The following is a 25,711-nucleotide window of genomic DNA, read 5'->3' as shown; positions in this document are numbered from 1 at the left end:
ATTATAAATTTGCACATCCTCATTCGTATCTCAAGGCCTCAACAGGATCAAGCCGTGATGCTTTTTTTGCAGGATAGAAACCTGATACCAGGCCTATAAAGGTGCATAATAAGATGGCAAAAACCAACCAAACCCAGGGAGTAACGAATGTGCCGCTTATTTGTACGGCTATTAAATTGCCTATACCCATTCCTAGTATAATACCACCAATACCGCCTATCATACAAATAACAATAGCCTCTATTAAAAACTGTTTACGTATAACAGCAGGAGTGGCGCCAAGTGCCTTCCTTAATCCGATTTCGCGCGTACGTTCAGTAACAGACACCAGCATAATGTTCATCAATCCAATTGCTGCACCAATCAGCGTAATAATACCAATGGCAAATCCGGCAATGGTCATCCCGGTAAGCTGACCGGATAGTTGTTGCTGAACAGAGTCGCTCCTTTCAATTTCAAAGTTGTCTTCGTTGGCAATATTTAATCCCCGTACGTTTCTGAAAAGTGAAGTTGCCTCGCCAATACTGGCATCAAGCGCCGATGGGCTGTTTACCATTACTGTGATAGTAAAGGATGGGTCTTTGGTGGCATTAATCTGCTTTGCTTTAAATACAGGTATCACACAAAACTTGTCGCCACCAAAAGCAGCACTTGAGCCTTTCGAGGCAAATACGCCAATTATCCTGAATTTATTACTGCCTATAAAAATTGATTTATTGATAGGGTCATCATTCTTAAAGAGCCGTTTTTTTATTTCGTACCCTATTATTACCACATTTTCTCCATGCTCTAGTTCGGAAGCTGAGAAATTACGACCGAAGCCTAATTTATAACCGCCTGTTTGCAGGTAATTTTCATTGGAGCCGGTTATGGAGATATTAGGATTGGTTTTTTGATTGCCATACTTAACCACCGCTGTGCCTGATACTTGCAGATTAATGGTCACTACCGCCGGAAGTGTAAATAGTTTCTTAAAACGTTCTGCCTGGTCATAACGGAGGGCAGGGTAAACCTTTCTGTGTCCACCGTTGCCAAAACCTAATCCTGAATTGGTGTTTTCTATAGTAAAAGAGTTTGCTCCCAGGCCGGCAAAAGCAGTATTTGTATATTGTTTTACACCCTCAATGGCGGTTAATATACCCACCAGGGCCATAATGCCGATAGCTATAATTAAAGAAGTTAATGATGTCCGTAACCGGTTACCCGCTATTGACTGTAAGGCTATGGATACGTTTTCTTTAAAGGTGGTTTTTACCGGCATAGTTTAAAAGTAACAAAAACTTGCTGATAAGACTATAACATGTACTGCTTTGTTACAGCATTAAGTTACTTAAAACAACAAAGGGCGAAAGATTAAATTCTTTCACCCTTTACCTTTATCTTTTTATTATAGTGTTATACTGAAAATGAAGTTCCGCAACCGCAGGTACTTGCAGCATTAGGGTTGTTAAAAGTAAAACCGCGGGCATTTAACCCGTCCTGAAAGTCAATTTGCATACCAGCCAGGTATAAGCCATGGGCCTTGTGCATATATACTTTTATACCTTCAATATAGTATTCCTGGTCGCCATCTTTTTTCTGGTCAAAGCCCAGCACATAGTTCATTCCTGAACAGCCGCCGCCTTCAACGCCAACACGCAATCCAAAATCATCATTCAGCTCTTGCTGATCTTTAAGCTTTAAAAGTTCTTTTACGGCACCTTGTGTAAAGGTTACCGGTGCAGGTGCAGTTTCAACAGCAGTACTCATCTTATTTTTAATTAACTATACAAATATAATGTAAAATGCGGATTTTTGTTGCAAGTGGTATATTTATGACCGCTAAATAACATTTTTAAATTATGAACCTGATTCCCTATTTATTGGACATTGTTAAATACATTTTTGCAGGCATGGCTATTGTTGGAGCCGCATTTTACATGGTGAAGCCCTACCTTGAACGCGACGAAAAAATTCAATTACTGGAATTTAAAAAAGCCCTTACCAATCAAACTTTGCCATTGCGTTTGCAGGCTTATGAACGTTTAGTGCTATTTATTGAGCGCGTTAACCCTGCCAATATGCTTATCCGCTTAAACGGTCCGGCTTATAGCGCCCATGAATTATATAGCCTTGTTGTTGAGGAGATTCGCAATGAATACCAGCACAATATAACCCAGCAGATTTATGTAAGTCCACGGGCATGGTCAGTAATTAAACGGGTTAAGGAAGATACTTTGGGCATAATTAATAATGCCGTTAAATCTTTACCCGAAAATGCAAATGGCCTTGAACTGAGCAAATTTATCCTGAGTTCTTTAAGCCAGCTGGAGGATAATCCCTACGAAATTGGCGCAGGTTTATTAAGAAAAGACCTGGAAGATTTATTTTAAACCAATCAATATTCATTTGCTCACTGGTTCATTTATATCAGTGATTGAAGTTTAATGCCATATTTTACTATAAATAAATGAAATTACTGGCAGACTAATGAACTAATGACCCAGTGAACCAATGAGCAAAAAGATAACCACCACTTCTGGTATTGAAATAAAAGAAGTTTATTGCACACCATCAGCAATGAATGAACTTCCCGGCGAATTTCCATTTACCCGCGGTATACAGAAAGACATGTATCGCGGCAGGCCCTGGACAATGCGTCAGTATGCCGGTTTTTCAACCGCCGAAGAATCAAACAAGCGTTATCATTACCTGCTAAGTCAGGGAACTATGGGTTTGTCGGTAGCCTTTGATCTTCCCACTCAAATCGGCTATGACTCGGATCATGAACTGGCCGAAGGTGAGGTGGGGAAAGTTGGGGTGGCTATTGATTCATTAAAGGATATAGAGATTTTGTTTGATGGCATCGAGCTAAAAAACATCACTACCTCCATGACCATTAATGCTACCGCGCCGATATTACTGGCCATGTATATCGCGTTAGCAAAAAAACAGGGGGCTGATCTTAAACAGATCTCCGGTACCATACAAAACGATATATTAAAGGAGTACGCTGCACGGGGGACTTATATTTACCCCCCTGAGGCCTCAATGAGGCTGATAACGGATGTTTTTGAATATTGCAGCAAAGAAGTGCCGAAATGGAATACTATTTCTATATCGGGCTACCACATCCGCGAGGCTGGCTCTACGGCAGTGCAGGAACTTGCATTTACACTGGCAAACGGCAAAACTTACTTAAAGGCCGCGCTTGATAAAGGACTCGACATTAACGTTTTCGCAAAGAGATTATCCTTCTTCTTTAACTGCCATAATAACTTTTTTGAAGAGATAGCCAAATTCAGGGCAGCCCGCCGTATGTGGGCACACATTACCAAAGGACTGGGCGCCACCGATACAGGTGCACAAAAACTACGTTTCCACACCCAAACCGGTGGCTCAACCCTAACGGCCCAGCAGCCTATGAATAATATTGTGCGGGTAAGCAACCAGGCTTTAGCTGCAGTGCTGGGCGGTACACAATCATTACATACTAACGGGTATGACGAGGCTATTTCATTACCCACTGAGGCAGCTGCTAAAATTGCCCTGCGTACCCAGCAGATCATCGCTTTTGAAAGCGGGGCGACTGACACAGTTGACCCTTTGGCAGGATCTTATTTTATTGAAGCCTTAACTAACGAGCTGGAAATTGCAGCGCAGCATTATATAGATAAAATTGATGCAATGGGTGGTTCTGTAAAAGCTATTGAACAGGATTATATGCAGCAGGAAATTGCGGCATCAGCCTATCAATATCAAAATGAAATTGAAAATGGTGAAAGGATATTGGTAGGGGTAAACAAATTTGCTGAACCGGAAGCGCCCTTGCAGAATGTTTTTAGGGTTGATGACTCCATCCGCAAAAAACAAACTGAAAAAATTGCCCTTGTAAAAAGCTCCCGTGATAACGATGCGGTAAAGCAATCTTTGGCAAAATTGAGGACAAATGCTCTGGAAAAACAGAATTTGATGCCCTTTATTTTAGACAGTGTTGAAAAATATGCCACACTTGGAGAAATAGCTGATACACTAAGATCTGTTTTTGGTGAATATTGACATTTCTGCACCTGACATAAAATCCACTGTCAGGGCTCAATTTGGGCATTAAAAAAAATAATTATCCGGTTCACAGTACTTTGTGATTTTTTATGTGTGTCAGTACCCTAAACTGGCTTAAGAATTGCTGTAAAGCCACCCACGGAAAAATGAAGCATCCCGGCGTTGAATATTTAAATAAGAGTAAATAATTAATTAAATGTTGAAATAATTAAAGGGTAAGGTGTGGTGGTTTCCCTAAAGCGAAATATAACATTTTAAATGACTTTCGCACTATAAATCACTTTATTATATCATAAATTTATTTCATTAAAAAGTTAAAATTTAATTTTTTTATCCGCTTTTTTTTAGAATATTCGATGTTCCGTAACAGTTCAAAAGATGTTTCGTTGGGAGGTTGGAAATCAATATTTTAATAAAATTCATATGGAAAAAACTTGTACTAACGTTTGGAATAGCTGTCTCCAGATCATTAAAGATAACATACCGGCACAAAGCTTCAAAACCTGGTTTGAGCCGATAAAAGCTTTAAGGATGGAAGGAAGCGTTTTGACGATCCAGGTACCGAGTTTGTTTTTTTATGAGTGGCTAGAGGAACACTATGTAGGTTTATTGCGTAAAACAATAAAAAAACAATTAGGCGATGAGGGACGTTTGGAATACAATATAGTTGTGGAACAATCTTCTTCAAGTAAGCCGTACACCACCAACATCCCGTCAAACGGAAATGGTGCCGAAGCCAAAAATCAATCTATGCCAATACCTATTTCAATAAATAAGGATATTAAGAACCCGTTTGTGATTCCGGGTTTAAAAAAGCTTAATGTTGATCCTCAACTGAACCAGAACTATACCTTCAATAATTTTGTTGAGGGTGATTGTAACCGTTTAGCACGTTCAGCAGGTTATGCTGTTGCTGCTAAACCGGGTGGTACATCTTTTAACCCGCTAATGATATACGGCGGTGTTGGATTAGGAAAAACCCACCTGGCACAGGCCATCGGCAATGAAATTAAACAAACCCTGCCTGATAAGCTGGTACTGTATGTATCATGTGAGAAATTTACCCAGCAGTTTGTTGATGCCTTGAAACATAATAATATTAATGACTTTGTGAATTTTTACCAGGCCATTGATGTATTGATTATGGATGATGTGCACAACTTTGCCGGCAAAGAAAAAACGCAAGATTTCTTTTTCCATATCTTCAATCACCTGCATCAATCAGGCAAACAGGTAATTATTACCTCTGATAAAGCACCAAAAGATTTGGCAGGTTTAGAAGAACGATTATTATCAAGGTTTAAATGGGGGCTTTCGGCCGATTTACAGATCCCGGATCTGGAAACCCGTATGGCTATCCTTAAAAATAAAACCTATCAGGACGGCATTGAGCTTTCAAATGATGTGATTGAATACGTTGCTCATAATATTGACAACAACGTACGTGAGCTGGAAGGCGCAATGGTTTCCCTGTTAGCACAATCAACCTTAAACCGTAAGGAAATTGATTTGAACCTTGCTAAACAGATGCTGAAGAATTTTGTAAAAAATTCTTCCAAAGAAATTTCAATGGAATACATCCAGAGCCTGGTTTGCGAATATTTTGAGGTGCCGATTGAAATGGTGAAATCACAAACCCGCAAACGCGAAATTGTGCAGGCCCGTCAGATTTCCATGTACCTGGCTAAGGCACATACCAAAAGCTCACTAAAATCAATAGGCCATTTCTTCGGCGGTCGTGATCACTCCACTGTGATTTATGCCTGCCAAACAGTGGAAGACTTAATTGATACCGATAAGAAATTTAAAGGCTACGTAGCCGACATTCAGAAAAAACTGAAAATGTCATAAGTTTAGTCTTATTGAAGAATAATGGAGCCTTGCATTTTTGTGCAGGGCTTTTTTTATATTTATAACATCACCAATATCATATGAAATGAAAATTTTTATTCGAAAAAGCCTGATTTTAATGTCGATCATCTTTTTGGGAAAATTGTGCGATGCTCAGGAAAAGCAGTTTATTAATCCGGATTCGCTACCCCCTCTTTCAAAAAATTACACACAGGCAGTCAAGGTAAAAGGTGGAAGTACAATATTTATTGCAGGACAGGCATCGGTTAATGCAAAGAAAGAACTCATAGGTAAAGGAGACTTTGAAGCGCAGGTTACTCGAACTCTGGAAAACCTGCGGACAGTATTGTCTGCTTCAAAAGCAACACCTGCTGATCTCGTTAAAATTAATATTTATGTAGTGGATTTGAATTCAGATAAATTAATGATCTTACGGGATCATTTGAAAGACTTTGTTGGCCCCAACCCACCGGTATCGACCCTTTTAGGTGTTCAGGCTTTGTTTAACAAGGATGCACTGATAGAAATTGAAGGCATTGCAGTAGTGCATTAAAATGAGTAAATTATTAAAACCGTACCAGGATGAAAAGAGTTTTGTTATTACTGATTGCAGTATTCACGGTTATCACATCATTCGCACAGAAAGCAGACACAGCCTCCATCAAACAAACCATTAATACCCTGTTTGATGGTATGCGTAAAGGCGATAGTACACTATTGCTATCTGTTTTTGCAAAGGATATGATATTGCAAAGTGTTGCTGAGGATGCAAGCGGAAAAGCTATCCTGAGTACAGAAAAAGCAGATGGTTTTGTAAAAGCGATAGGTACACCACACAAAATGGTATATGATGAACGCATTACATTTGGCACTATTAATATTGATGGCGATTTGGCGAGTGTTTGGGCGCCGTACAAATTTTATCTTGGCGATAAATTCAGCCATTGCGGGGTAGATGTATTTCAGTTATTAAAAACTCCCGAAGGCTGGAAGATCATTTATATTGTTGATACCAGAAGAAAAGATAATTGCATAGAATAGCATTTCATTTGTATGAAATGCTATCCAAACAGCAATTCAAAAACCTCTTCTATGCGGCTCACTATTTTAATATCAATTTTATAGCGCGACAGGTCGATGCTTTTTCTGTCATGCCCGCCTGAAGGGAGGTTGTATTTGGATATGAAGATTTGCTCGAAGCCCAGCTTTTGTGCCTCGGCAATGCGTTGTTCAACCCTGTTCACCGCCCTGATCTCGCCTGACAAACCTATTTCGCCTGCGAAACATGTTTTAAAGGGGATAGGAATATCCTGGTATGATGAAATAATGGCAGCCGCCAGGCCAAGATCAATGGCAGGATCTTCTACCCTGATGCCACCTGTAATGTTCAGAAATACGTCTTTATTCCCCAGGCTAAAACCGCATCGTTTTTCTAGTACTGCCAAAAGCATGCTCATCCGTTTGGTATCAAAGCCCGTTGCTGTACGTTGTGGCGTTCCATATGGCGAAGTGCTTACCAATGCCTGGGTTTCAATCATCATGGGGCGCATGCCCTCAAGTGTAGCGGAGATGGTGATACCACTCAAAGCTTCATCCCGTTGTGATAATAATATTTCGGATGGGTTAGATACTTCGCGCAGGCCTTCGCCCAGCATTTCATAAATACCCAGTTCAGATGCAGAGCCAAACCGATTTTTAACCGTACGTAGTATGCGGTAAACATGATGCCTGTCGCCCTCAAACTGCATAACCGTATCAACCATGTGCTCCAATATTTTGGGCCCCGCAATCATGCCGTCTTTAGTAATATGGCCTATCAGAAATACGGGCGTAGAGCTTTCCTTTGCGAAGCGCAAAAGTTCAGCAGTACATTCACGCACCTGCGACACACTTCCTGGTGTTGATTCAATATGGGCAGAATGTAAAGTCTGGATAGAATCAACTATTACCAAATCAGGCTCCAGTTGTTCAATCTGCTTAAATATGTTTTGGGTTGAGGTTTCTGTTAAAATGTAACACCCTTTGCCAAAAACTCCACCTTCAGGGGGCAGGGGGGTAAGCCGCTCTGCCCTCATCTTAATCTGCCGCTCGCTTTCTTCTCCGGATACGTAGAGTACTTTTAGGTTCGGCATATTCAATGCTAACTGCAGCATCAGGGTTGATTTACCAATGCCCGGCTCGCCACCTATCAGCACCAATGAACCTGCTACAATGCCGCCGCCTAATACCCGGTTAAACTCGTTATCGGGGGTTAATAGCCTTTGTTCTTCTGTAAAGGTAATATTGGCCACCTCAACAGGCTTATTAGCCCTTTGCAGGCTCGTGGAGGCTGTTTTCCAGTTAGGGACAGATGTATTAGCCTTTTCTAAAATTTCTTCGGCAAAAGTATTCCATTGAGAGCAGGACGGGCACTTACCCAGCCATTTTGCCGATTCATAGCCACAGCTTTGACAGAAGTATGCGAATTTAGTTTTAGCCATTGTTTAGATGTGCAGATTATTGATGTGCAAATGTGCGGATTAAATCGGAAAGAATAATATGTTTTACTAAAAATATTAGTATACTCTCGCCTTCTATTTTACATCGTAAAACAATAATTCGCTTATCGTTTTGAATTTTTAATTATTGAGTGGGGAATTTTAACTGATCAGCTTTTGGCTTAAATTGTCGATGAGCTGTTGTTTCAAATTTGAACTGACTATCAACCTATTTCAATCTTATATTTTTGTAGCTACTATCTAACCAATTAAATACTGCAATTACTGGCTCCTGTCCACCATCCCAATACCTTGTTATTTTCCTTTTTCCATTTCTCCAATAGATAATAAGCTCGAAATAGTCAGCATCCGATAAAACTAATTTGGAATAAGGGGCAGCTGTTTTAAATTTTATTTCCTCAAACTTTTGATTTAATGTGTCCCAAAATTGACGAGTAACTTTTCCTGTAAAGCACCCTTGTTTCACGTGTCCATAATCTCCAAAGTATTTATAGTTTAAGGATGAATCAATACTAATTATTGCTCCGAAATCAGATCATGCGCCACTTCTTGCCAATTCTATTTTTGTGATTTCATTATTTTGATGGATAACCTTTTTACAGGACATTAAAAGTATGATGACTGATAATACTAAAGTATATTTCATCCGCTTATTACATTTTAAAACAAGATACAATCTTTAACATAAAGGAATACGTCTGATCAAAATCTATACTGGTTCATTTGTTCCAAAGGTGGAACAAAGAGTCATATTAGCTCGCATTTAAAACAAAAAAATGCGGATACTTTTAAAGGCATCCGCACATCTGTAATCTGCAAATTCGCAAATTACAATTTAATCTCTTCGTCTTTGCTGGAGAAAAAGTGGAACTCAGTAATCTGGTAAGCAGGGTTGCTTTTTACTTTGATCCACTGGCCATATTTCATAAACCACTTCATTTGCCTGTTGATGAAACCTTTCTTAATGTAGGCTTCAATATAAGGGTGAACGGAAAGCGTTATGCTCTTTTCGTTCTGCTCAACCAAAATATAGTTAAAGTTGTTTTCAATATCGTCAAGCAGCAAAATAGTAGGCCTTATAGTTCCTGTACCGTTACAGGTTGGGCAAACTTCGCTTGTTACAATATTCATTTCTGGCCTTACACGCTGACGGGTTATTTGTACCAGGCCAAATTTACTTGGCGGTAAAATAGTGTGCTTTGCCCTGTCATGACTCATTTCGGCCCTTAGGTAATCGAACAGATCCTTACGGTTGTTCGGCTTGTGCATGTCAATAAAGTCAATCACCACAATGCCACCCATATCGCGCAGGCGCAACTGGCGGGCAATTTCTTTAGCCGCTTCTTTATTTACCTGAAATGCGTTTTCTTCCTGATTTTCTTTGCTGGCTGTACGATTTCCGCTGTTTACATCAATAACATGCAGCGCTTCGGTATGTTCAATAACCAGGTAAGCACCGCCTGCCAGGTTTACTGTTTTGCCAAAGGCCGATTTTATTTGCTTATCAACCCCATAGTGTTCAAAAATAGGAACACTGTTTTTATGCAAACGCACAATATTTTCCATTTCCGGCGATATCTCATGTATGTATGAGCGAATCTCCTCGTGTAAACTATTATCGTTTATATAAATATGCTGAAAGTCCGGATTTAAAATATCCCGTAACAAAGTTGAGGTACGGTCAATTTCACCCAGCACCTTTTTTGCCGGTTCAACAGCAGGTAAACGGGTAATGAAAGATTCCCACTTTGAAATGAGATCAAGCAAATCTTTTTGCAGCTCAGCAACGCCCTTACCTTCAGAAACAGTGCGGATAATTACCCCAAAATGCTTTGGTTTAATGCTCTCCACTATTTTGCGCAGGCGGTTACGTTCGGTATTACTCTTTATCTTTTTTGAGATAGAGGTAACTTCCGAAAAAGGTACTAATACTACATATCTACCGGCAATTGACAGGTCTGAACTTAAGCGGGGGCCTTTCGTTGAAATTGGCTCCTTCGCTATCTGAACAGGGATAAGCTGGTTTTTAGTTAATATTTCAGAGATTTTTCCTCCCTTATTAATATCAGCATCCAGCTTAAAATTATCTAAAAGCTTTGATTGATAACCTCCTGTACGTACCTGTTTAGTTAGCTTTAGCAGGCTTTGCACCTGCGGGCCAAGATCAAGGTAATGCAGAAAGGCATCTTTCTCGTAGCCTACATCCACAAAAGCAGCATTTAACCCTGGCATTATCTTTTTGATACGGCCAAGGTAAATATCACCAACAGTATAATTGTTGGTGACTTGCTCTTTATGAAGTTCTACAAGCTGTTTATCCTGTAATAATGCAATAGTAGTCCCGCTGGGGGATGAATCGATAATTAATTCTTTTATCAACTGCTACTCCATTTCTTAAAGCGACTAAAAAGCCGCACGTTAATAAGTGGGTAAAAAACAAAATTACCTGTCCTAAAAACAGATGTATAAGCCTGGGGTGCCAGCTTATTTCTTTTTATGTCTGTTTTTTCTTAAACGTTTTTTACGTTTGTGGGTAGCCATTTTGTGTCTTTTACGTTTTTTACCGCTCGGCATAATACTAATGTTTTAATTTGTTACTAATTTTTTAATTCCTTTATATACTCATCAATGCGTTGATCAAATGCCGCATCAGGCATCATCTCCTTGCATTTTTGGTAAGCTGCAATAGCTTCCTTTTTCATTCCCAGTTGTTTGTAGCTTTCAGCCAGGTAAAAGTACGGTTCAACTTCGGGTTTTTGTGCAATAATGTTTTTAAACCTTTGTACAGCTTTTTGGTACTGGCCCGATTTCATGGCAAACATACCCAAACTTAAATTCGCATTGCGGTTATTAGGATCCTGCTTAACTACATCAAGCAGTAACATAATTCCCTGCATTGGCGAACCCCCATCCGGATCGGTAATGCCTAAAGCTGTTTGGTTTACATAAGCAATTCCCAATCCTGTTTTTGCACTCAGGTCTTCGGGTTTTAGCTTGGTTGCATTTTTAAAACAGGCAATAGCATTTGTTACAAATGCCGGTTGCGCTGAAGTGTCTTGTGTAAATTTAAAAGCGTCGTTATAATGACTTCCAGCCGTAAACCAGTCTTCGAAAGTGTTTTCTTTACCTGCAATAGCCTGGTAATAAAACGCTGCCGGTGCAGGTTGATTTACATCGTCCCACTGTTTGGCCAGCTTTCTTTCTAAACTTACTTTGGCGGCATCGTCACCAGCGTTTTTCAGTTGCCCTTCGGTTTCTGTTATTTGAGCCGATAATGCCGGGCCAATAGTAGCCTTTGCTGCTGTTGATACCATTTCTACCGTTACATTGGCCGTTGGCCTCGCTTGCGCTGTAGTGGTTGAATTGGTGTGCCCGTCTGCTTCTTTGTGTTTTACAATTCCTTTAACAGGCAAAAAAAACAAATAGCCCATAATAGCGAAAACCACTAGAACTACAACTATTTGTTTTTTGTGCATACTCTTAATTATTTGCTTACTTTGTTTCCGGTCCTAACTTTATCAACGAAAGTTTTGGCTGGTTTAAAACTTGGCACAAAGTGCTCAGGAATAATGATGGCAGTATTTTTTGAAATATTACGCGCAGTTTTTTTAGCTCTTTTCTTTACAACAAAACTTCCGAAACCTCTTACATAAACATTTTCGCCACCAACCATTGAGTTTTTAACAACTTTAAAAAACGCCTCAACAGTTTCCTGCACGTCCACTTTCTCAATGCCTGTTTTGGATGAGATTTCAGTTATAATTTCTGCCTTAGTCATATCTGATTTTCTTTTATTTTTTATATAATTACTTAACTGTTTTGGGGTTGCAAAAGTATCTCTTTATTCCTAAAGATTGAAATAATTAACATATTTTTTTTAATACCCACAAAAATGTGACTTTATTCAAGCTTATTTACCAAAAAAAAGGCTTGCTTTGGCTGTTACTTTAATCAAAAAATGAGCTTTACAAATGAATTGATACAATGGTATCAGCAGCATAAACGCGACCTGCCCTGGCGCCATACTACTGATGCTTATGTAATATGGCTTTCTGAAATTATATTACAGCAAACACGTGTGGAACAGGGACTACCGTATTTTCGAAAGTTTTTGGAACACTACCCCGATGTGCAGCATTTTGCTGCCGCTTCTGAGGATGATGTGTTAAAATTATGGCAGGGTTTAGGCTATTATTCGCGAGGACGGAATATGCTTAAAACTGCCCGCATGGTTATGGATAACTACAATGGTAGTTTTCCACAAAGGTATGATGAATTACTGAAATTAAAAGGCATTGGGGAGTACACGGCGGCGGCTATTGCGTCATTTTCAGCAGGCGAAGCAAAAGCTGTGGTGGATGGGAATGTTTATCGGGTGCTGGCCCGGTATTTTGGAATCAGCGAACCTATCAATAGTCCGAAAGGAAAAAAAATATTTCAGCAAACTGCAAATGATTTGCTTAATGAGCAACAACCCGGCCTTCATAACCAGGCGATGATGGAATTTGGTGCTATGCTTTGCAAGCCCAAAAATGCTGCCTGTGGCATTTGCCCGATAAGGGAGGGTTGTTATGCCTTTTTACATAATGCGGTAAGCAGTTTACCTGTTAAAGAGAATAAAGTAAAGATACGCGAGCGCTACTTTAATTATTTTTTAATTACCGACGGAGATAAAGTACTGATGAATAAAAGAGGTGAAAAAGATATTTGGGCCAATATGTACGACTTGCCGTTGATTGAAACAGATACTTTACCTACCCCTGATGAATTGTTTTCTTTACCAATGGTTAAAGAGGTTTTCGGTCAGGGTATTATTTTGTCAGAAATTTTGCCTTTGAAAAAGCATATACTTACCCATCAAAGGCTCTATGTGAGAGTTTTTGTACTTAAAAATCAACCAGTTAAATTAAAAGAGCAATACTTTTTTACTACTACTGAAGATCTTAAAAAATTAGCAATACCAAAAATCATTTTTTTATTTATAAAAAATATTTTTAATTTGTAATATAATTTTTTTGATCTAAAATATGTCGGGTGTAAATAAGGTAATATTGGTGGGGCATTTGGGGAAAGATCCAGAGGCGCGGTCGCTCGAAGGTGGTGTTTCGGTGGTAAGCTTTCCTTTGGCAACCTCCGAAACGTTTAATAAGGATGGGCAAAAGGTTGAGCAAACTGAATGGCACAACATTGTGATGTGGCGCGGTCTTGCTGATGTTGCTGCCAGATTTTTACAGAAAGGAAAACTTGTTTACATAGAAGGCAAATTGCGTACACGCTCTTTTGAAGACAAGGAAGGCATAAAAAAATATACTACCGAAGTTGTTGCCGAAAACTTTACGTTGCTTGGCCGCAAAACGGATTTTGAAAATGATGGAGTCCCGGTTCGTCAGACTCCCAAAGTGGATCAGCCCTGAAATGCCAACGGGAATTAATATTACTATAAAGGCCACTTTGAAATCACCAAAGTGGCCTTTACTATTGTATATAGTTCAGGAATATATTACTTTAATTCGATATCAATTATCCTTTTTCCATCTTCACCAAGGCAATCTTCAATTATTTTGGTATAAAGCTTGTAACCGTCACTAACATTGGTGAATATTACGATACCTTTTTTTGATTGCGGGAGCAAAAACACCTGGGTATGTACCCCATCCTCATTTCCACCATGCCCCAATGCGTATTGACCGTTCCCCATATCATAAATTTCCCAGCCAAGCCCCATGTATTTATCGCCCTTGGTGTGTACCTGGCGGGTTATCATTTCGTTATAAACTTTTTGGGAAAAAAGTTTTCCGTTCATCGCGGCAGCGGCAAACTGACCATAATCGGCAATGGTAGTTTTGACCAGATCGGCAGCGTTAGCATTCTTGTTTTTTGGAACAGGTAACATATTTCCTTTCGGGTCAAAATTGTGCGCATACCTGCCGGTATCAATGGCATCACTCCACACATAGTGGCTATCCTGCATGTGCAGCGGTTTAAATATCAATGAATCGGCTAATTTATCTAATGTGGTGTGGAACTTATGTTCAAGCGCACGGCGCAGGTATTCAAAGCCTTCGCCAGAGTATTGATATTTTGTTCCCGGTTCAAATTGAAAGGCTAGTTTTTTATCTGCATTTAAATAACGCCAGTTGGCGAAGCCCGTTTGGTGGCTCAGTATAATGCGGGTGGTTAATTTTTTATGCCATGGATTATCCTTAATATCAGGGTCAATCCAATAATGATCAAGCGGCTCATCTAAATCCCATTTACCCATACTCACCAATTTAAGTGTAAGCATACTTGTAATGGGTTTGGTTAGCGAAGCTATGCTGAAAATAGTATTAAAAGGAGCTGCATCACCTTTTTGTAATTCGCCAAACACTTTTACATCCTTAAGCTTGCCATCCTCAATAATACCGATCCCAACGGCAGGAACTTTATTATCAGCCAGCCATTGATTTACGGCTTCACGGTTATCAAAAAAGGAAATACCCGCATTTTCGTCAGTTGGCTCCTCTTTATGATCGTAGCTCAGTATTCTTTTCATTTGCCAGTTTTCGCCGGTTTTAATCCATAAAGTGGTAAACAGCGCAATTCCGGTTAGTCTTTCGGGCTTGCCGGTTTCAATGGCATAAAAGCGGTGACGGCCCATTTGAATGGCGCCGTACAGTATTCCGTTTTTGTATAGAGGGTAAACCTTCAAACTGCCTTTTACTAATTCGCGACGGGGCTTATAAGAGATGGCGCAGATATTGGTTTTAATACTGTTAATAAAATCGACTTTTGTTAGATAGGCTCCGCCCTGATCGTGATAAAACTCAAAATCATTGCTAATCAGTTGGTCAAACTGGTTAATGTCACATTGATTAAAGCCAACGTTAAATACCAGGCTGTCTTTTGTCTTTAATGTTTTAAAGAGTTCTGAGTTTTCGCTCACCTGTGCTTTGGAAACATTGACCGACATCAAAGCAATTAATATAGGAAAAATATATTTGAGCCGATGAATGCGACTTGGTTTACTGGTATTGAAATTAATGATATGCATGGTTATGATTGGTTTTTAAAGTATTTGTATATGCTTCAGCAAAAATATACAGCGGCAAAAAGTATAAATTGGAAAAATGCGAACAGCCGCAATTATTTTTTTAAAGACAACAGGTAATCCGGAACATTAAACTTACGTGGCGACGTTTTTACAATAGTTTGAAAGGTATTGTTAAAATGCGCCTGATCATAAAAATTATTCATCAGTGCCAATTGTGTCAGGCGGATGGTATCATCAGCAGGGTAGGCTATATCATCAACTGCGTTTCGAAGTTTTATGATGATTGCAAACTCTTTGGGACTTAAACCAATATGGGCACTAAACTTTTTTTGCAGGTAACGTGATGAGCAGTTTAGTTTTTTACAAATTTCGGCAACGCCTATTTCGCCTTTTGAGTCCAGTATCAGTTTACAGCTGTTGATTACCAGGGGCGTAGTATCCTTATTAAATAAGCCTTTAAAGTTAGTATGCAGAAATTTGATGATCTGCCGGTTAGTATAGTTATTTTGATTTGCCTGATTTTCAGAAAGCCTGATACCAGTATCATCCAATGGAATTATTAAGTCAGTAAACTGGCTCATATCCAAATTGGTAAAGTGAGCTGGTACCCATGCAAATAACTGGGCCATGGTTGCTTTGCTATGCTGAAGAATATTTACCGTAATAGCTTCGGTAATTTGCCCGCAAAAATAAACGCCCGGCTTAAGGAATACATCGGCCTTTTTTGTTTTGACCTGAAGTCCCCGGCCTTCAATAAAAGCGATGGTAAAACATCCGTTTGGAAGAACAGATTTATCAGGCACTTCAAAAGCATTATCCATATTATCCAATACCCATAGCTTCTTTATAAATACAGCTAATTTATTATTTACCTGGTATTCCCGATATTTTAACATAGTGTTATGCCTGAAGAATATATTGTTGGGTTTATGATTTTATTATTGGTTACAAAAAGCTTAAGGTAAGGCTATTTTAAATATTATCCATAAAAAAAGCGGATAACCTTTCAGTTATCCGCTTCCATGTTTTCACCAAAGAGGATGATTTATTTTGCTCCCGGAGGGCAATGTTCTTTTAAGTATTGGGTATACAGTGTGCGTAAATGCAGGGTAGTGCCTGCTCCTTCAAATATACCGTGCGTTCGGTTAGGGTATGACATCAGCTGGAACTGCTTATTATATTTCACCAGTTCGTTAATCAGCATTTCCGCATTTTTGTAGTGTACGTTGTCATCACCTGTTCCGTGAATGTATAGCAGGTTACCGCGCAGGTTCTTTGCATAAGTAACCGGCGATCCTTTTATAAATACGGCTCTACCTGCACTATCAATAGGCACGCCCATATAACGTTCCTGGTAAATATTGTCATAAGTTAGCTGCCAGCCCACTGCGGCTACAGCAATGCCAGTTTTATATATTTCCGGATGCTGGAACATTAGGTTCAATGTGCATGAACCACCACCGCTCCATCCCCATACGGCTACGCGGCTGGAATCAATAAATGGCCATTTTAATATTTCTTTAGCACCCATTGCCTGGTCTTCAATATTCACAATGCCAATGTTTTTGTAAATAGCTTTGCGCCATTCCGCACCTTTGGGCGCAGGTGTGCCGCGGTTATCCAAAGAGATATAGATGTAACCGTCATCGGCCATATTGCCTACGTATTCGCCGTTGCGGCCACTGCCGTAGCTATCGGTAACGGTTGCTCCGGCTGGTTCGCTGTATACATAAAATACAACCGGGTATTTTTTGGTCGAATCGAAATGGGTTGGTTTAACCATCCAGCCATCCATGGTAATGCCATCAACAGTTTTTACCTTGAAAAATTCAGGCTTGTTTTTGGCTTCGGTGTTCAGTTTAATTTCAGCTCCGCTTAAGTGCTTATGCTCAGGCAGGCTGACTACTTCACTTAGTGGGGGCGTATAGATATTAGAGAAATTATGAAGCCCTATTTTGCCATTAGGCGATATCTCATAATTATGAGTTCCTGGTTCATCAGCAGGCGTTAAGCGCTCAGCTTTACCACCTTTAATTTTTATGCGATACAGGTATTTTTGTGTCGCATTATCAGGCGATGCGGAATAATAGATATAACCACCTGTTTCGTCAAGCAGGGTAAGACTTATTACATCATAATCGCCTTTGGTAATTAATGTTTCTTTACCATCGCGATCAATTTTGTAGATATGACGCCATCCGTCTTTTTCGCTCACCCAAATAAAAGATTTTCCTTTTTCAATCCATTCCCAGCCTGTAGGATCGCCGCCATTCCAGCGTGATTTACCATCTATCCAGGCCTTATCATGCTCCTCGTGAAGTAAAGCTGCTGTACCGTTTGATACGTTAGCTACAAATATCTTGCTTTCGTTTTGAGCGCGGTTTAGCTGCTCCAGAATAACCTCGTTTGAGTTGGTAGTCCATTCCATACGTGGGATATAATGCTGCACAGCATCGCCCGGGATATTTAACCAGGTTGTTTTAGCGGAGCTGATATCAACCACGCCAATTTTGCATGAACTTGGGTCTTCGCCGGCAACTGGATACTCCACCGGAACCACAAAAGGGTAAATGGAATCGGTAGTATTCAGCATTTCATATTTTTTTATTTTGCTAGCATCAATCTGCCAGTAAGCCAGTGTACGGCTATCAGGCGACCAGCGGAATCCATCACGACAGTCAAACTCTTCCTCATAAGCCCAGTCGAAAGTACCGTTGATAAGCTTATCAGTGCCATCAAAGGTTAATTGTTTAATGATTCCGGTAGCCAGGTCCTCAGTAAATAGATTATGCTCGCTAACGTAAGCTGCTTTTGCGCCATCAGGCGATAGTTTAGCAAACATTAATGATGATTCAGGCCTGCCCACGCCAAGTTGTTTTAACGTCTTGCCAGCTATGTCATACACCCAATAATCGCCGCGGGTATTATAGCGCCATACCCTTTTGGTATTGGTAAATATTAAAACCTTTTGCCCATCGTTTGACAGGGTAAAGTTGGCAACAGCCAGTGGCTGCTTTCCGGCTGGGGTAAGCATTTCTTTGCTCACCAATACAGTTTTCTTGCTGGCGTCGCGGGTGTCCAATTCTACAATCTCGCCACCCTGGGCGCGATAATACTGGTAACCATCAGTAGCCCAATGCGTTTTGCCTCGCTGTGCCTTCACTACCAGTTGCGTAAGCATCAGCATTGAAAAAGCAATTGAAAAAAGTACTGAACGGTAAATTTTAAAATTCATTAGTCAATAGTTTAGTTTTCAGTTTTTCTATTCTTAATATATCAGATCAAGTAAAAATTCCATTAAATTAGCATGGAGCTAATGCCAACCGGAACGAAATTTATGCGAATTACGCAAAATAAAGACGATTAAATAGGCTGAGAATGTGAATTTATTATAATTTGATTGAATTAGTGTAAGGTTATCTCAAAATTACTGTTATGAAAAAAATACTTCTTCCTATTTTTCTTCTTTTTGTTGGTATTACATGCTGTTATGCCCAGCATATTGACAGGAGTAAGTTTGTTAATGACAGTTTAGATTACTATGTTAACCGCGCATTGACCAATTGGCGCATACCGGGTGCCGCGGTTTGTATTGTGAAGGATAACAAGGTAGTGCTGATGAAAGCATATGGCATTAAAGAATTGGGCGATCCGGCTAAGGTAGATATCAATACCCTTTTTATGATAGGCAGCAATACCAAAGCTTTTACTGCCACAGCTCTTGCTATGCTGCAAACACAAAACAAACTATCATTAGATGATAAGGTCACCAAATACCTGCCCCAGTTTAAGCTGGAGAATAGACCTGCCGGCGAAATGGCAACCATCCGCGATTTGTTGTGCCACCGCCTCGGACTGCAGACTTTTCAGGGAGACTTTACTTTTTATAACACAGACCTTACCCGCGAACAGATTATTGAAAAACTGGGCGAAGTAAAGGCTACCTACCCCTTTCGTACCAAATGGGGATATACCAATTCGGCATTTTTAACGGCAGGGCAAATTATTCCGGTGGTTACCGGTAAGCCCTGGGAAGTGTATATTAAGGAGAATATTTTTGCGCCGCTGGGCATGATCAACACTATTGCGCTTACTGCCAGTATGCCCAAACAGCTGAACCGAACCGTACCACATACCCTTATTGATGGCAGATTATCAGCCATACCCTATTGCCAGATTGATGGACTGGCACCTGCCGGAGCCATCAGCTCATCTGTTAACGATATGAGCAAGTGGGTGCTGGCTTTACTGAACGACGGTAAAGTGGGTGCAAGACAAGTGATTCCGCTTGCGGCCATAAAGACAACTCGCGAGCCGCAGGATATTGTGGGGCAGATACATCACCTGAGTGGGGAAACCAATTATGAACTGTACGGACTTGGTTGGTTTTTGCAGGATTATGATAATAAGTCACTGGTGATGCATGATGGTGGGGTGAATGGTTACCTGTCATCAGTTACTTTGGTACCTGAAGAACACTTAGGGATAATCATTTTAACCAATACAGATCAAAATGCGCTTTACGAGGCTTTGCGATGGGAGATTTTAGATGCTTATTTAAAAATGCCTTACCGTAATTATAGCGATACCTATTTAGAGAAATTCAAAGCGAATGAAACCCAGGAGCAGGAAAACGATAAAAAGCTGCGCGATTCAGTTGCCTTAAATCCAATACCCGCTTTGCCAATAACTGCCTATACCGGTAAATACAGTAATGAATTATATGGCCATATGACCATTACCCAGGGCACAAATAATGATTTAGAGATCCGCTTTGAACATCATGTGCGCATGTATGCCCATTTACAACCGCTGGGTGGCAATCGCTTCTACGTAACTTTTAGTGACCCAACATTTGGCAAAGCTGTATTTCCTTTTACAGTAAAAAACGGTCAGGTAACGGGCGTACGTGTTAAGGTAGCAAACTTTGTAGAGTATAATCCTTACGATTTTAAGAAAGACTAGGCCCCACCTAAATCCTCCCCGGTAGGGAGGACTTAAAAGAATAAACGTTTATGAAGCTGAAGTCTCCCCAACCGGGGGAGATTTAGAGGGGGCTCTCCTAAAACAAAAACAGCGATGAGTATCAAAACTCATCGCTGTTTTATTTTATATTCTTAAATCCGAAATCGAACTTCCGAATTCCGAAATTAAATCAATAGTCTAACCGGTTCTTCCAGTAATCCCTTTAAGGTTTGCAGGAATGCAGCACCTGTTGCGCCGTCAACCACACGGTGGTCACAGCTTAGGGTAACTTTCATTACGTTGCCTGGTACTACTGCACCATTTTTAACAACCGGAACCTGCTGAATACCGCTAACGGCAAGGATACAGGCATTTGGCGTGTTAATAATAGCAGTAAACTCATCAACACCAAACATACCTAAGTTTGATATGGTGAAAGTAGAGCCTTCCATTTCGTTAGGTTGCAGTTTTTTAGCTTTGGCTTTTGCCGCAAACTCTTTTACTTCCACACTGATGTGGCTGAATGTTTTGCTATCGGCAAATTTAATAACCGGTACCAATAAGCCTTCGTCAACAGCTACGGCAACACCAATGTTAACGTGCTCGTTGAAGCGGATCTTATCGCCCAAAAATGATGAGTTGATAGCAGGATGTTGTCTTAAGGCAACAGCACAAGCTTTCACTACAAAATCATTAAATGATATTTTAACCGGAGCTACTTCATTGATGCGGGTACGCGCTTTAATAGCCTCGTCCATATCAATGCTCATGGTTACGTAGAAATGCGGAGCAGTAAACAAGCTTTCAGACAAACGCCTTGAAATGGCTTTGCGCATTTGGCTAACCGGTTTCTCGGTAAATTTCTCTTCGCCAATAACGCTTGGCAATACAATAGTTTGTTTTGGAGCAGCAGGAGCAGAACCTGAAGCAGGTGCAGCCACCGGTGATGGTACTGATGAAGCAACCGCAGCAGGAGCTTTAGCAGCCGGTACGTATTCTTCCACATCTTTCTTAATGATACGGCCGCCTTCGGCAGATCCTTTTACATCATTAAGGTTGATGCCTTTTTCTTTAGCTATTTTACGTGCCAGTGGAGATGCTTTTACGCGGCTGTCATCTTCTGACGAAGATGTAGTATCGCTCACTGTTTCAGCAGCAGCAGCAGTTTCTGCAACCGGAGCAGCAGTTTTTGCAGCTGCGGGTGCGTCATCCTCCAGTAAAGGAGTAATGTCAGTACCTTCTTTACCAATAATAGCTATAATGCCATTTACCGGAGCAGCTTCGCCTTCTTTAGGACCTATGTATAAAAGTGTACCAGCTTCGTAACCTACTACTTCCATGGTAGCCTTATCGGTTTCCACATCAGCCAGTGAGTCGTCTGATTTTACTTTATCGCCAACTTTAAAGTTCCATTTGTTTATCACACCCTCGGTCATGGTATCGCTAAGGGCAGGCATACGGATAACAGTAGCCGGGATGGTTGATTTATCAACCTTTGGTTTAGCTTCAACAGGTGCTGAGGCTTTTTTATCTTCAGCAGCTTTTGGAGCCTCTGCAGCAGGGGCAGCCGTTGCGCTTGCGCTAAGCACCGCTTTATAATCCTCACCGGCTTTGCCAATAACGGCAATAACGGCATCAACAGGCACCGCTTTACCTTCTTCAACACCAATGTAAAGTATAGTGCCGTCCTGGTACGATTCGAAATCCATTGTGGCCTTATCGGTCTCAATCTCGGCTAATACATCGCCTGATTTTACCTTGTCGCCAACTTTTTTATGCCACTTAGCCAATACCCCTTCGGTCATGGTATCGCTCATTTTTGGCATTTTAACTACTTCAGCCATATATTATTTGATCAATAGTTTTTTTAAATTTCAGTTAAAGGTAATGATTAGCTCATTATGTAAGGGTAATCTTTTTGTACATACACATCGGTGTACAGTTCTTCAGCCTCAGGCCATGGTGACTCTTCAGCAAACTTAACCGACTCATCAACTTCTGCCTTTACTTTAGCATCTATTTCTTCAAACCATTTTTCATCAGCATAACCTTCTGATGTAATAGTATGTCTTACCAATTCAATCGGATCTTTCGCTTTATAAGCTTCCAGCTCTTCTTTAGTACGGTATTTTTGCGGATCGGACATAGAGTGACCTTTATAACGATAAGTACGCATCTCTAAGAAAGTTGGTCCTTCGCCGGCACGGGCACGCTGAGCAGCTTCGTCCATCGCTTTGTGAACAGCTGCCGGGTCCATTCCATCAACAGGTGATGAAGGGATACCATATGGTAAGCCTAATTTATAAATATCAGTATCAGCAGTGGTACGTTCAACAGAAGTACCCATTGCATAACCATTGTTTTCGCAAACAAATATTACAGGTAGTTTCCAAAGTGCTGCCATGTTAAAGGTCTCGGTTAACGCACCCTGACGTACTGCACCATCGCCCATGTAAGCAACGTTTACAAACTCAGTGCCTTTAAATTTTTCAGCAAATGCAATACCTGCACCCAGTGGTACCTGGCCGCCAACAATACCGTGGCCACCATAAAAATGTTTCTCTTTTGAAAACATGTGCATAGAACCACCTTTACCTTTTGAGCATCCGGTAGCTTTACCATACAGCTCGGCCATAATAGAGTTTGATGATACTCCTTTTGCTATAGCGTGGGCGTGGTCACGGTAAGCGGTTATCAAACTATCTTCTGGTTTTAATACAGACATTGCTCCGGCTAAAACAGCCTCTTGCCCTATATATAAGTGGCAAAAGCCTCTTATTTTTTGCTGTCCGTAAAGTTGTCCTGCTTTTTCTTCAAACTTTCGCATTAAAAGCATTGCCTCATACCACATCAGGTATGTGTCCTTATTTATTTCGATTGAACTCATGTTATATTAAAACGGTCAAATTTCTGAGTAAAGCGCAAATCTAATTATATCCTTGAAAATATGAAACTGAGAAAGATTTGTTACACGTGATTTTGTTCAAAAAGAGTTATTTATATTCAATCCAAACCCTATTATTACTTTCTGCGTACAAATGACTGAGTAAATTGTACCCCGGAAATTCCACGATGAGGGGATTTTTGTAAAAAAAGCTTTACGTAATAGGCAATATTTTAAATGATTATTAAAGTTTACAAATGTTGAAAAAAAATAGTCATTTAGTTGCAATTTTAGAAAAATTGAATAGTTTTGTAGCCAACAGTACACAAAGTGTATAATTTAATAAACAATTTGTTGGCAAAAAACAACAAACCTTTAGTTAAATGAAGAAACTCACTATCGTTATTGCATTATTTTTCAGTGTATTAGCCACACAGGCTCAAACAAAAATCAGTCCAACCCAAACTGACGAGAAAACATCCGACGATCAGGAAAGTTTAGCAAAAGATTATTTATCGCAAATTATGGGCGTTGCGCTTTCTGCAACTTCCAACATGAAACTTTTTCACTTTGTTTACGACTGGATCGGTACTCCTTACCGTTTTGGCGGAACTTCAAGAAAAGGTATAGATTGCTCTGCATTTACAAAAGAATTATACAGCCAGGTATTCAATATGGATATTGAACGCAATTCGCGCGATATATTCAGCATGGTTAGCCCGGTTAAAAGGGATGATTTGAAAGAAGGCGATTTGGTTTTCTTTAAAATCCATAGCCGCCGGATATCACACGTGGGTATTTACCTTGGTAATAACCGTTTTGCTCATGCCTCATCACGAGGTGTAGCTATCAGCAGCCTTGATGATGCTTACTACAAACGCTATTTTTATCGTGGTGGCCGTATGCTGGAATCCTTGAAAGTGGAGCTTGAAAAAGAAGAAGACAATAACAAAAACTAGTGAAATTATAAACCTGAATTAAAAAATCCTTCCCTCCCCGGAAGGATTTTTTTTTGCCTTATTGTTACGACTTTAAGTTGCAGGGAATTGCTAACTGTTTGCTCATCAATTGCGTATAAAAGTAAAATGAAGCGTTGTTTGCTAACAAGGTAAGCTGAAGATTGGAATGATGATGTGCGTTTAACAACTTTTAGGAATGGAGATGTTAAAACAAAAACAGCTTTAATTGAAGTCAAAATATTAATTTCACCCCAGATTTTAAAATCCTGTCAGCTTTGAAAAGGGAATTTAAAAATAAATTGATAAATATTTTGATGAAGGGGCGTCTGTTATTATTAGTAATTGGTTTTGCATTATTTTTTTCATCCTGTCAGGATGGAGCTCCTCAGCAACAAGCCATTCATCACTCTAAAAAAATAAAGAAGCAGCTTATTGAGAAACCAAAGGTTGCTGAACGCGATTCTTTTTGTATTGCCGCCGTTGGCGATATTATGCTGGGCTCTTCTTATCCTGATAATAGAACACTGCCGCCCGACAGCCAATTATTCAATGGTCTTAAAAATGTTAGTGATGAGCTGCATGGTGCCGATATTACCTTTGGTAACCTGGAAGGCGCATTAGCAGATACGGGAGCCCCGGCTCATTACAAATTAAATTTAAAGAGTAAAGCCTATTTATTCAGAATGCCGGAGTTTTTTGGCGGTGTTTTGAAAGATGCCGGTTTCAATGTACTGAGCCTGGCTAATAACCACATTGGCGATTTCGGCGATTCCGGGCGATTTAATACTATGCGGGTGCTGGATAGTTTGGGTATTGAATATGGCGGCCAGGTTAGCCATCCATCGTCTATATTTAAGGTGAATGGTGTTACTTATGGCTTTTGTGCCTTTGCGCCTAATAGCCAAACGCTGTCTATTCTTGATCTTAAAAATGCAGCATCGGTTATTCAGCAACTTAAACAACAGTGCGATATTGTAATTGTATCTTTCCATGGCGGTGGTGAAGGTGCTGCTTATGAGCATGTGCCTTTGGCAGCCGAATCATATATCAGTGAAAAACGGGGAGACGTCAGGGCTTTTGCCCATAATGCCATTGATGCAGGTGCCGATGTTATATTAGGTAACGGCCCGCATGTTTGCCGGGCCATGGAAGTTTATAAAAACCGGCTGATTGCTTACAGCCTGGGTAATTTTTGCACCTATAAAAGTGTAAGTGTTAGCGGTGTTTGCGGCTATGCACCATTACTGAAAGTTTACGTTAATAGAAAGGGTGAATTTTTAAAAGGGCGCATCATCTCCAACATTCAAACCCATAATAAAGGATTGGAAACGGATACCCTAAATCGTGCTGTAAATCGTATAAAAATGCTCACCAAAGCTGATTTTCCTGAATCTGGTTTAAATATTTCTGATGATGGACAGCTTACTCCCAATATTAATTTAATGGCTGTTGCCGGCAAAGAAAAATTTTAACTTTAATT

Annotated in this window: 21 protein-coding genes and 1 pseudogene; 10 read left to right on the top strand and 12 right to left on the bottom strand. The window is 40.2% G+C overall.

The window, feature by feature from the left end; all coding sequences use genetic code 11:
• Positions 1-19: 19 nt before the first annotated feature.
• Both JN11_RS13110 and JN11_RS13105 read right to left on the bottom strand, forming a co-directional pair.
• A complete protein-coding gene (locus JN11_RS13110; RefSeq protein WP_144913215.1) occupies positions 20-1,261 on the bottom strand; it encodes an ABC transporter permease in 1,242 nt (413 codons plus the stop codon).
• A 134-nt stretch (positions 1,262-1,395) separates the two neighbouring features.
• A complete protein-coding gene (locus JN11_RS13105) occupies positions 1,396-1,749 on the bottom strand; it encodes a HesB/IscA family protein (RefSeq protein WP_144913213.1) in 354 nt (117 codons plus the stop codon).
• Positions 1,750-1,841: 92 nt separating this feature from the next.
• Between JN11_RS13105 and JN11_RS13100 the strand changes: the two genes are divergently transcribed.
• The 5 genes from JN11_RS13100 (at position 1,842) to JN11_RS13080 (ending at position 6,933) form a co-directional block, all read left to right on the top strand.
• Positions 1,842-2,372: a DUF7935 family protein gene (locus JN11_RS13100; protein ID WP_144913211.1), complete on the top strand. Its 531-nt coding sequence runs from the start codon at positions 1,842-1,844 to the stop codon at positions 2,370-2,372.
• 121 nt (positions 2,373-2,493) lie between these two features.
• Positions 2,494-4,038: an acyl-CoA mutase large subunit family protein gene (locus JN11_RS13095; protein ID WP_144913210.1), complete on the top strand. Its 1,545-nt coding sequence runs from the start codon at positions 2,494-2,496 to the stop codon at positions 4,036-4,038.
• A 426-nt stretch (positions 4,039-4,464) separates the two neighbouring features.
• Positions 4,465-5,892, top strand: coding sequence for a chromosomal replication initiator protein DnaA (dnaA, locus tag JN11_RS13090; protein ID WP_144913208.1), 1,428 nt, complete (start codon positions 4,465-4,467; stop codon positions 5,890-5,892).
• 85 nt (positions 5,893-5,977) lie between these two features.
• On the top strand, positions 5,978-6,445 hold the full coding sequence (locus JN11_RS13085; RefSeq protein ID WP_144913206.1) for a RidA family protein: 468 nt from the start codon (positions 5,978-5,980) through the stop codon (positions 6,443-6,445).
• A gap of 29 nt (positions 6,446-6,474) precedes the next feature.
• Positions 6,475-6,933: a nuclear transport factor 2 family protein gene (locus JN11_RS13080; protein ID WP_144913205.1), complete on the top strand. Its 459-nt coding sequence runs from the start codon at positions 6,475-6,477 to the stop codon at positions 6,931-6,933.
• 20 nt (positions 6,934-6,953) lie between these two features.
• On the opposite strand, the gene radA is transcribed toward JN11_RS13080, so the two are convergent.
• The 5 genes and pseudogenes from radA to JN11_RS13055 form a co-directional block, all read right to left on the bottom strand.
• Positions 6,954-8,372, bottom strand: a complete 1,419-nt coding sequence (gene radA, locus JN11_RS13075) for a DNA repair protein RadA (RefSeq protein ID WP_144913203.1) — start codon at positions 8,370-8,372, stop codon at positions 6,954-6,956.
• 226 nt (positions 8,373-8,598) lie between these two features.
• Positions 8,599-8,901, bottom strand: a complete 303-nt coding sequence (locus JN11_RS25000; protein ID WP_449406740.1) for a DUF6438 domain-containing protein — start codon at positions 8,899-8,901, stop codon at positions 8,599-8,601.
• Positions 8,902-9,218: 317 nt separating this feature from the next.
• Positions 9,219-10,769 carry an Rne/Rng family ribonuclease gene (locus tag JN11_RS13065; RefSeq protein ID WP_144913200.1) on the bottom strand — a complete coding sequence of 517 codons (1,551 nt, stop codon included), beginning with the start codon at positions 10,767-10,769 and terminating at the stop codon, positions 9,219-9,221.
• Between the two features lie 218 nt (positions 10,770-10,987).
• Positions 10,988-11,866 carry a tetratricopeptide repeat protein gene (locus JN11_RS13060; RefSeq protein ID WP_144913199.1) on the bottom strand — a complete coding sequence of 293 codons (879 nt, stop codon included), beginning with the start codon at positions 11,864-11,866 and terminating at the stop codon, positions 10,988-10,990.
• An 8-nt stretch (positions 11,867-11,874) separates the two neighbouring features.
• A pseudogene (locus tag JN11_RS13055) lies at positions 11,875-12,195 on the bottom strand (HU family DNA-binding protein); the annotation flags it as partial.
• A 153-nt stretch (positions 12,196-12,348) separates the two neighbouring features.
• Here JN11_RS13055 and mutY point away from each other — a divergent pair.
• A complete protein-coding gene (gene mutY / locus JN11_RS13050; protein ID WP_144913197.1) occupies positions 12,349-13,395 on the top strand; it encodes an A/G-specific adenine glycosylase in 1,047 nt (348 codons plus the stop codon).
• Positions 13,396-13,417: 22 nt separating this feature from the next.
• Positions 13,418-13,804 carry a single-stranded DNA-binding protein gene (locus tag JN11_RS13045; RefSeq protein ID WP_144913196.1) on the top strand — a complete coding sequence of 129 codons (387 nt, stop codon included), beginning with the start codon at positions 13,418-13,420 and terminating at the stop codon, positions 13,802-13,804.
• An 86-nt stretch (positions 13,805-13,890) separates the two neighbouring features.
• Here JN11_RS13045 and JN11_RS13040 read toward each other — a convergent pair whose 3' ends face one another.
• From JN11_RS13040 to JN11_RS13030, 3 genes are all read right to left on the bottom strand, one after another.
• Positions 13,891-15,423: a serine hydrolase gene (locus JN11_RS13040; protein ID WP_144913194.1), complete on the bottom strand. Its 1,533-nt coding sequence runs from the start codon at positions 15,421-15,423 to the stop codon at positions 13,891-13,893.
• A gap of 92 nt (positions 15,424-15,515) precedes the next feature.
• Entirely contained in the window at positions 15,516-16,319 is an 804-nt protein-coding gene (locus tag JN11_RS13035; protein WP_144913193.1) for a helix-turn-helix transcriptional regulator, read from the bottom strand.
• Between the two features lie 149 nt (positions 16,320-16,468).
• Complete coding sequence (locus JN11_RS13030) at positions 16,469-18,658, bottom strand: S9 family peptidase (RefSeq protein ID WP_144913191.1); 2,190 nt, start codon at positions 18,656-18,658, stop codon at positions 16,469-16,471.
• Between the two features lie 200 nt (positions 18,659-18,858).
• Between JN11_RS13030 and JN11_RS13025 the strand changes: the two genes are divergently transcribed.
• Positions 18,859-20,388 carry a serine hydrolase gene (locus JN11_RS13025; RefSeq protein WP_144913189.1) on the top strand — a complete coding sequence of 510 codons (1,530 nt, stop codon included), beginning with the start codon at positions 18,859-18,861 and terminating at the stop codon, positions 20,386-20,388.
• A 185-nt stretch (positions 20,389-20,573) separates the two neighbouring features.
• Here JN11_RS13025 and JN11_RS13020 read toward each other — a convergent pair whose 3' ends face one another.
• Positions 20,574-22,232 carry a pyruvate dehydrogenase complex dihydrolipoamide acetyltransferase gene (locus JN11_RS13020; protein WP_144913187.1) on the bottom strand — a complete coding sequence of 553 codons (1,659 nt, stop codon included), beginning with the start codon at positions 22,230-22,232 and terminating at the stop codon, positions 20,574-20,576.
• A 47-nt stretch (positions 22,233-22,279) separates the two neighbouring features.
• Positions 22,280-23,275, bottom strand: coding sequence for a pyruvate dehydrogenase (acetyl-transferring) E1 component subunit alpha (pdhA, locus tag JN11_RS13015; RefSeq protein WP_144913186.1), 996 nt, complete (start codon positions 23,273-23,275; stop codon positions 22,280-22,282).
• Positions 23,276-23,655: 380 nt separating this feature from the next.
• On the opposite strand from pdhA, the gene JN11_RS13010 reads away from it, so the two are divergent.
• Together JN11_RS13010 and JN11_RS13005 are read left to right on the top strand one after the other, a co-directional pair.
• Entirely contained in the window at positions 23,656-24,231 is a 576-nt protein-coding gene (locus JN11_RS13010; protein ID WP_144913184.1) for a C40 family peptidase, read from the top strand.
• Positions 24,232-24,506: 275 nt separating this feature from the next.
• The gene (locus JN11_RS13005) at positions 24,507-25,703 is read left to right on the top strand and encodes a CapA family protein (RefSeq protein WP_144913182.1); all 1,197 of its coding nucleotides are present in this window, start codon (positions 24,507-24,509) and stop codon (positions 25,701-25,703) included.
• The last annotated feature ends 8 nt before the right edge of the window (positions 25,704-25,711 follow it).

This window comes from Mucilaginibacter frigoritolerans (genome assembly GCF_007830615.1).
In the GTDB taxonomy this organism is placed as follows: Bacteria; Bacteroidota; Bacteroidia; order Sphingobacteriales; family Sphingobacteriaceae; genus Mucilaginibacter; species Mucilaginibacter frigoritolerans.
The sequence above is the reverse complement of the archived record's forward strand: the minus strand, read 5'-3'. Positions and strand labels throughout refer to the sequence as shown.